5 protein-coding genes are annotated in these 9,233 nt (G+C 24.6%); all 5 read left to right on the top strand.

The window, feature by feature from the left end; all coding sequences use genetic code 11:
* Positions 1-504 precede the first annotated feature (504 nt).
* The gene (locus L8X97_RS08140; RefSeq protein ID WP_318529835.1) at positions 505-960 is read left to right on the top strand and encodes a tRNA 2-selenouridine synthase; all 456 of its coding nucleotides are present in this window, start codon (positions 505-507) and stop codon (positions 958-960) included.
* Positions 960-1,445 (top strand): methyltransferase, encoded by a 486-nt coding sequence (locus L8X97_RS08135; protein ID WP_263663055.1) that lies wholly within the window; start codon positions 960-962, stop codon positions 1,443-1,445. Before L8X97_RS08140 ends, L8X97_RS08135 begins: the two co-directional genes overlap by 1 nt.
* A complete protein-coding gene (locus L8X97_RS08130) occupies positions 1,439-1,993 on the top strand; it encodes a hypothetical protein (RefSeq protein WP_263663054.1) in 555 nt (184 codons plus the stop codon). The genes L8X97_RS08135 and L8X97_RS08130 overlap by 7 nt, the downstream gene beginning before the upstream one ends.
* A gap of 3 nt (positions 1,994-1,996) precedes the next feature.
* Positions 1,997-5,785, top strand: coding sequence for a lipase family protein (locus L8X97_RS08125; protein ID WP_263663053.1), 3,789 nt, complete (start codon positions 1,997-1,999; stop codon positions 5,783-5,785).
* On the top strand, positions 5,782-9,233 hold a 3,452-nt coding region (locus tag L8X97_RS08120), incomplete at its 3' end, for a hypothetical protein (RefSeq protein ID WP_263663052.1). The genes L8X97_RS08125 and L8X97_RS08120, both read left to right, overlap by 4 nt.

Raw genomic sequence — 9,233 nt, 5'->3', positions numbered from 1 at the left:
GGTAAATGATAGATTTAGCAGGTGTGATTTGTTAATCACAGCAAAGTATTTTTTGCTTATATGCTATATTTTATTGTTATAATTTATAAAAAGTGATGAAAAATATACAGGACAAAGTTACTGATGAACCCTAAAGAACTTATCTCTCAAATCAAAGACTATGCTAATATAAGATGCTAGTTATGCTATGCTTGATTTAATCGATGAGAATGATGAAAAAGGTTTTTCATGATATGTTAAATATAAAAACTAAATTTTATTTATACCAAGGTATTTGAAATAATATACTTTAAAAAGGAGTATCAAATGAAAATCACAATGATAATTTTAAGCTTATTTTCTTTAGTATCTTTAAGTGCATGTGCTTTTAAAGAAAATAAAGCAAGTGAATTAGAAACTCTTGCAAGTAATTATGGTGGAATTTATATCTTTGATAAAAAAATAAGAGAAGAGATATTGGAAAATGAAAGAAAGATAAAAGAATATAATCAATGGATTAATAATATATCTGCTTCTGATGAAGAGTTAAGAGCTAATATTAAAAAGTATGATGTAGAAAAAAAATTCCCTCAAGTCCTTTCTAATGGTTGTAAATATTATCGTGATGATTATATTAATAGCTATAAAATAGGCGAATCTAATTTTAATTTCGATGATAAACCCGAATTTGCATACTATGAAGATCAATTTAAAGCATATATGGGTGAAGAAAACTATAAAAAATTAAGACCTTATTTAGGTATGACAACTTATTATGTGTGTGAGGGTAAAAAATATCCTGTTGTTTTTGCTACTATGATAGATTATAAAGTAAAAAGTTATGGATTATTTGGAGATGAAGGAAGAGGATTTAGCTTTTCTAGTATTAGTCGTAAAAGTGCAGGAGGAGGATCTTTTCATTATTTTACTAATGGTAAATTTATAAAAAGTGATGAAAAATATACAGGACAAAGTTACTGATGAACCCTAAAGAACTTATTTCTCAAATCAAAGACTATGCTGATATAGCAGATGCTAGTTATGCTATGTTGCAATATGTTTGGGAAAATATAGAGCAAGATGAAAAGAATAATATTTATAAAGCAGATAAACTTACTTTTGGTGATAAATTAAAGCAAGATATTGTTATGAAAAATAGTAAAAGGGAAAATATTGTAAAACCTAAAAATACAAACACAGCTTATGCTTGTGCTATACAAGCTCGTTTTGAACAAAATAAAATAGTTAAAATAGAACCTAAATATTGTATTTCTCTTATAAATACTTGTTTTGATAGTAAAGAAATAACATTGGATAATGATATTAGTAGGGTAGGGTTAAATGATACACTGAGTAAAAGAACTATTGATTTTGTAAATAGATTTAAACTTTTAAAACATCAGCCCAACACTACAAATTGTCTTATGAAAAAACAGAGAAAATTAAGAGGAGTTAATAAATGCTAGAATTCTTTGTTAATCTTTTAATATTTATTCTTATATTTTTCTTTTTTGTTTTTATATTTTCTATTATTTTATATTTTATCTTTAAAATTTTTTATAAATTAAAAAATAAAACAAAAACTATAAATTTTAAAACAATATTTAAAAAATTTACTTTGTTTCTTTTACCTGCATATCTTTTATTATTCTTAGTAGGAGGATGTTCTTATAAATATATGGATCCGCAGTATTATGAGTTTAAGAGCTTGTGTTATTTTAATTTGGGAAAAGTGTTGATTGAGGATGAATCTATAAAGAATAAAACGAATATAATAGTGACACCTAAAAGTAAGCAAATAAAAGATAGGATAGTGGAAACTAGATTTGAAAGAAAAAATGAAAACCAAGTAGTGTATTATCGTATTAATACATATTTTTATGATAATTATGGTATATTCTTGAAAGGCGATGAGGGTGCTGGATTATATTTTAGATATATGGAAGTATTAAGTTGTAAGAATATTGACAAAAAATTTAAGAAAGATGACTGGCAAGTTGAAACTTTGGAATAACAAATGAGCAAAAACATTAAAACACAAGAAGCTAAATTAGACTTAATCACTAAATTTTTAGACTATGCTAATTGTGCAGATGCTAGTTATGCTATGTTGCAATATGTTTGGGAAAATATAGAGCAAGATGAAAAGAATAATATTTATAAAGCAGATAAACTTACTTTTGGTGATAAATTAAAGCAAGATATTGTTATGAAAAATAGTAAAAGGGAAAATATTGTAAAACCTAAAAATACAAACACAGCTTATGCTTGTGCTATACAAGCTCGTTTTGAACAAAATAAAATAGTTAAAATAGAACCTAAATATTGTATTTCTCTTATAAATACTTGTTTTGATAGTAAAGAAATAACATTGGATAATGATATTAGTAGGGTAGGGTTAAATGATACACTGAGTAAAAGAACTATTGATTTTGTAAATAGATTTAAACTTTTAAAACATCAGCCCAACACTACAAGTGGCTTTAGTGCTACTTTGTTTGAAGATACTAAAGATAATAATCAAAAGATTATAGTCATACGAGGAACAGAGCCTACAAGTAATTTTAGTGTAGATATTTTGGATGCTGATGTTGATTTAGCTTTAGGCAAAGTTCCCTATAATCAATATCTTGATATGATTAAATTTTATTCTGAGTGTGTTAAAGAATTTCCAAATATTATAAAAGACAAAGGTTTGGTAATTGTAGGTCATTCTTTAGGCGGAGCTTTGGCACAACTACTTACTCTTTCATTAGCGAGTGTTAATTCTAGTGCTAATGTTAAAGAAATCTACACTTTCAATTCGCCTGGTGCAAAAGAACTAAAAGCTTTAAATTTAAATCAAATTTACAGAATAGATGGAAAAATTATCAATTCTGATAATAAAGAGCAAGCATTGTTTTATCAAATAAGATCTTATAAATATCAAAAAAGTATAGAAATAAACTTAATAGGATATGATTCTAATTTATTTCAAAATATAAAATCATACTTTCACAATAAAACAAACTTAAAAGAACATTATATCTTTATAAAAACAAATATAATTTATAGTAAATCAACGAATTATTTTTATGATATTTTTGAAGTTGATGAAGTATTTATAAATTGTGTTAATCAGCTCCTTGCTAATCTTAATATCAAAAATATTTTAGCTACAAGTGATAATACTTATCATATTGAAACAGATACTGATTCCGATGCTTCTAATACAAAAGGGGTGATACAAGATTTAGGAGTAGATATAGACGGGAAGCATTATATTGTTAATTTAGGGGATCGATTTTGGGATTCTCATTTTTTAGAGCCTACTATCATAGAATTAAATTATATTTTAAATCTTATGAAAAATAAAGAAATTGATAACCTTTTAGAGTATAATATAAATAAGGATGAAGAGCTATGGACTTTTATCAAATACCATAATAATGTTTTGGCTACCGCAAGAACTCGTTATGATGATCGTATTTTGTCATATTTTAGCATTCCTAAACTATCTAATGATTTTTCAAATTCTTTGGAATATTTGCAAATTCATTATTTACCAAAAGAACCCAAAAAACCTTTATTTGCAGCAAATATTCAAGGTTTCTCATCTACGCAATTGCAAGCTTTGGAGGAATATAAAATAAAAAAAGCTAAATATGATGAGGAGTTAAAATGGTATGAACTTTATAAAGTAAAATATGAAAGAGAACAACAAATTTTTAATCAGAAATTTAAAGAGTATTTTTCAGAAATAATTTTTTATCAAAATAGACTCTATTCTCATAAAAAAACACAAGAGAAAATTATATTAAATGCAATAATACAACAAATTAATCAAAAAGATATAACATATTTTAATTTGTATTCTGTGGTAGAATTTTTAAAAGAAAACAAGGCTTATTATAAATATATAGATTTAAATGAAATCCAAGATTTAATTTTAAATGATTTAGATAATAAATTGGGTTATTTTTATTGCCTTTATGTATGTATAAATTTAATAGTATTAAGAGAAGATAAAAATACTTATTTCACCCAAGTTACCGCTATAAACAATCTAGGCTATAATTCTACTTTCACAAAGATCTTCATCCTAGATAAAGAAAACCTTAATAATACCTATCTTGATGCTAGAAAAAGGCTTTATAAATCTATCAATACTTTAAAAGAAAAAAGAAATGAAAAAATAAAAGATATCCAAGCCTATTTAGATAAAGAAATTTCCTTACAAGATAATCTAAATAACCAAAGCTTTAATACTAAGGAAAATGATGTTAATTTAATTTTAAACGAAGTATTTAACATAGAGCAATTTTATGATAAAAATACCAATACCATAGTATTAAAGACAAATAATATAAAAATCATATTCTTAGATAAAGTAAATTTACAAGATTTGCAAGATAATTCTAACAATACTTCTTTCATCTCTATGTCAAATTTAATCCATATTTATGATAATCATTGTGATATTTTTGCAAAAGATAGAAGTGTTTTGGATATAAAGGACATAGAAGAAAAATATCAAATAGATTTTAAAAGTTTAGATACAAAAATCTTTTTAAACTCCACTATCCTTACAGGCTCAAGTGAAATTCCTAACAATCCTTTTTACTTTGGAGAATTAAATCAAGATAATGCTATAAAACAAGATACACCTAGTTATTATTTTTCTCCTAAAGATGAAGATAGTGGCAAAGGAAAACTTAGCATCTTTTATAAAAATGATGAACTTTGCTTGCTTAATTATTCTATTATAGAAAATTCTTTAAATATCAAATTAGAATGTTTAAGCAAGCAAAGCTTAGAGTATAAAGATTTGATTTCAAACACTCTAAAAGAACAAAAAACCATACAGATAAATAAAAAACAAGCTATAGCTAAACTTCATGCTCTTTTAGAAAATCAAAACCTAGAATGTATCCATGGAGGTAAAGTCATACTTCAATCAAACAAAGGAAAAACTTTTAAAGATGGTGGTGTGCCTATTATGCTAGAAAGTGATTTACTTAATTCTAGCATAAGTGGCTGTCCTAATACCATTGCAAATGTAAGCTATCCTTGCACTAAGGTAGTAGATGTTAAAGGCTCTTTATCTCAAAAGAAAGTTAATAATGAATACGCAATCTTACAAGAACTCATCTCAGCTTGTATTAGTGATAAAGGCTTTCCTTTAAAAGTAAGCTTTGTACCTACTAAGTTTAAATTTGATCATAGTTTTAATCCTAAGGAAGGCTTAGCAAAGCAAAGCAAAAACCAAACAAAGCTAAAAGAGCCCATAATAAGACTTCATTATAAAAGTGATAGATTTCAAAAAGATAACCTACCTATCTATAATCTTTTGATCAATAATGAAAAAAAAGAACAAAATAAAGCTTTAAGTGAATTAAATATAGATCAAAAAGATTTAAAAGATATAGAAGATGTTAATATTCTTAATCAATTCAAACAAGACTTTAGTAAAGATTATGAATTTAAAGAATTAAATTTTAGTTTTGATACTAATTTAATCAAACTTTATTTTATTATCCCAAAAAATATTGCTAAAGTTTATAAAAGTGCTTATAAAGAATTTGAATATAAAGATTTAGGAGCAGGGTATTTTACACAGCTACATGAGTATGATAAAATCATCAAAAATTCCCTAGAAGATAATAAAGAATTAAACGAATATCATTTTAGTTTTTTAGCTCCTGCTAAAATGCAAAATTTAAAATTTCAAATCGCAAATGGACTAGATGAGATCTTAGAAGATGAAGATAGAAAACAAGAGCTTTATGTTTGTAAATTTGTAGTAGTGAATGGGATTAAAATATGAAAATAAAAGATTTCACCTTAATTACATCAAATCATAATTTGGAAATTGAGTTAAAAAATCTTACCGAAAATGCTAATAAAATTATTTTTATATGTGGTGATTTTGATGGATATAAAGAAGCTAAGAATTCTTTGTATAAGACACTACATACTATTGAATATAAATTTAAAATTAACAAGAAAAAAACTTTTAAAATCATACATTTAAATCAAGCTAATAAAGATGAAATCACAAAAGAACAAAAATTTAGCTCTGATAAAAATTTATCTAGTATTAAAAAAATTATCTTTAATAATTTAAATTTTTTAAATGATGTAATCAATCAAAACAAAAATAAAACGCTCAATAAAATTATTGATGAGAGTAATGAAGAAAATATTGAAAATTTTTTAAAAGGAGTTCAAAAAGAATTAAATACATTATTAAAAAATATCAAAGAATCTGATTATTTTGAGCAAGAGATTAAACCAAAGATACAACTTACCCTAGATACACTTTTTAATACATTTTTAAAAAATATTACTCAATCTAATGATGATGAATATAAGCAAATTATTAGAGCTATAGCAAAATTTTTTATTAATATATTAGATTCTGTAACCAATCTTAAAAAACCTATCTCTTTAGTCAAAAAAAATCCTTATGTTTTTGTTGTAAATACATTATTTGAAGCTTATAATTCTTCTTCTGACTATCAAGAGCATAAGGAACAAAAATATTATTATGATTTTGCTTATCCACTTTTAGAGCTTATTACTAGTAAGCTTTATCCTATTATCGCTTTGTGCAATGAAGAAATTTTATCTGATGTATTGATTATAGATGATAAAGTATTATTAGATTTTTCATCTTATTCTAATGCACCTTCTATTAGTCTTTATAAAAATAGTTTTTATAAAGTTATTTTAGATGAAGAATTTCAAGGTATTTTTGATCATTTTTTAGAAAATAGTCCAAAAATTGAAAATGAAAAGTTAGATAATACGCTTTTGATTAATTCTAGTTTAAAAAATTTTGATACAACATTAAAAAAAGCAATCAATTCAAATATCTCTGAACTTAATCATTTCTTTTATGCAGAATATCCTGATTTAAATTCTTCCATACTAGTAGAAATGATACTAGATAAAAAAAATACTGATCAAATCAATACAACAAAAATGGGTAAAAATTATTTGTTTATTACTAATCCACCACAGCTTAACAATGCAGCACTTTGTGAAGATTTGTATCAAAAAAAATTAGGAGCAATAATAAAAAATCGTCCTAAAGCTCTTACAAAAAATGAAAAACTTGGATTAAAAGAACAATTTCCTAGTAAAAGAGATTATGGCTCTTATTTTATAGAAAGAGATGTTAAAAAGGAAGATGATTTTGTATTGCAGCTTTGTCCTTTTGTGAAACTTGATGGACAGATTTATCAAAAATATAAAAGGTATTTTAATTTTTATAATCAACCATATTCTTGGATGAAACTTTATTTATTGGAATATATAAACGAACGATTGGAATATGAAAAAGTTGAGCAAGATTTTGCTTATATTGATAGCTTTTTTAAATTACCCAAAGAACTGGAAGAAATTAGCGAAAAAGAAAAAGAAAAAGTAAAAGAATATATCGGGCTTTTTAATAATTATTTAGATAATATCAATTCTGATTATGATCAAATGCAATTTTTTCTTGAGTTAGAGTCATCAATATCCAAAACATATGAAAATGTAGATTTTAAGAAATACTCACCTTTAACGGTTGCTTTATTGACTTTAACTTTGTATGTTTTACAAAAAGACTTAGCTTCTACACAAGAATATTCTCTTGGTGTTAAAAATATTGTAATTCCAAATTTAGATTATGGTGATAAAGAAATTTCACTTAATTACCAAAAGATTAAAATACCAAATTATTTTAATGAGTATATCTTATTTATCCCTGATGATATTTATTTTTATGATAATGATAAAAAAATTTACATCTTTTTATCTAAAGAATTAAATAAAAATAAAAAAGAAGATGAAGTTATCTATTTAGATGAATTAGCTAAAGCTATGTTTGAAAATGATTTTGAAGAAGAAGATCAAACTTATGTGGATTTTTTAAAAACCTTAAACGAAAGCTTTGATGAGGAAATTGAATTTAAAGAAAATACACAAACAGATAAAACTCTTCCTTTGAAAAAAGATTTAGATAAAAGTATTCAAGAAATTATGCTTGATAATGAACTTGCAAAATTATCCATAGATATCACTTTTTTTAATATCATTAAGCAACTTTTTCCTTTTGCAGAATTTTTTATGAGCCAGCCTGATTTTTTTAAAAAAATGATTTTATTTTTTATAAATTCAAGCTTTGATAAAAAGCATTATGGCAATAAATTATTTTCTAGTTTTAAAGCACATTTTTTTAAAGAACTAGGGATATTTTATGCACTTAATCCTAAAGGACATTTTATAAAAATTAATCCAAAAAGTAAAAAGCCACTCAATAAGCTTTTTTTATATCAAATAGGAACAAATTATTATTATTTTAATCAATTAGAATATGCAAGCGAGTTGAAAAAGTCAAAGAGTTTTTCAAGATTGGATAAAGCTAAGCAAATTCATTTGATATCAAAAGTAAAAAAACAATTAGCTATTGATTTTTCTATTAAAGTAAGTAAAAATTTAAGTGTAGATGTGTTAAAAAATTTAGCAGGATCTTTTATCGATACACTTTTGCCTACAAATTATGAAAGATTAAAAATTTTATATGAAAAACTAATGTATGAAAAATTTACTTACAATTATGATTTTCCTTTAGCTGTAAAAAAAGAAGAATACTTAACCTATCCTTTATTGATAAATTCTAGATTTATGAGTTTTGATTTATCTGAGTTTATTTTTGGTTCTTTATTATGCACAGGTGGGCTTAATTATTATCCTAGTATTGCTTGTGCTACGACTTCAAGCAAAGCTAGGGAATTTGCCTTAAAAAGACTTTTATCTTATATTATTTTAGATGAGAAAAGAAGTGCTTCTAAGGAAGATAAAATCAATGAGGGCAAATACATCTTAAATGATAAGGAATTTTTTGAAGAAAACAATATAGAACTTAGAAAATGTAATATATATAAGCTAGAGCATTTTCAAAGAAAAGAAGAGTATAAAACACAACACCCAGTGATAAAACAACACCCTATCTTAGCTTATAATGATGCTATACAAATTTTATATGAATATGCAAATGGTATTTATAGCACTACTCAAGATGAAAAGGGTAAGTTCATAGAAGATAGGCAAAAAGCAAGAAGATTAATGGAAAATTTAGAAGCTATAGGACAGCATAATTTAGAAGTGATGTATAAGGGGATAGGGGATAAGAAGATAAAAAATGAAATTAAGATGAAAGAAGATGATGAAGAAAGCGATGATACTAATAAAGCCCAAGATTATTCTAATCAATTCATAGGCAG

The sequence above is a fragment of the Campylobacter sp. CNRCH_2013_0671h genome (assembly GCF_025773055.1).
GTDB lineage: Bacteria > Campylobacterota > Campylobacteria > Campylobacterales > Campylobacteraceae > Campylobacter_D > Campylobacter_D lari_D.
The sequence above is the reverse complement of the archived record's forward strand: the minus strand, read 5'-3'. Positions and strand labels throughout refer to the sequence as shown.

Coding starts and splice junctions, on each gene's coding strand:
- L8X97_RS08135 (WP_263663055.1), top strand. CDS start 960: ATGAACCCTAAAGAACTTATTTCTCAAATCAAAGACTATGCTGATATA.
- L8X97_RS08130 (WP_263663054.1), top strand. CDS start 1,439: ATGCTAGAATTCTTTGTTAATCTTTTAATATTTATTCTTATATTTTTC.
- L8X97_RS08125 (WP_263663053.1), top strand. CDS start 1,997: ATGAGCAAAAACATTAAAACACAAGAAGCTAAATTAGACTTAATCACT.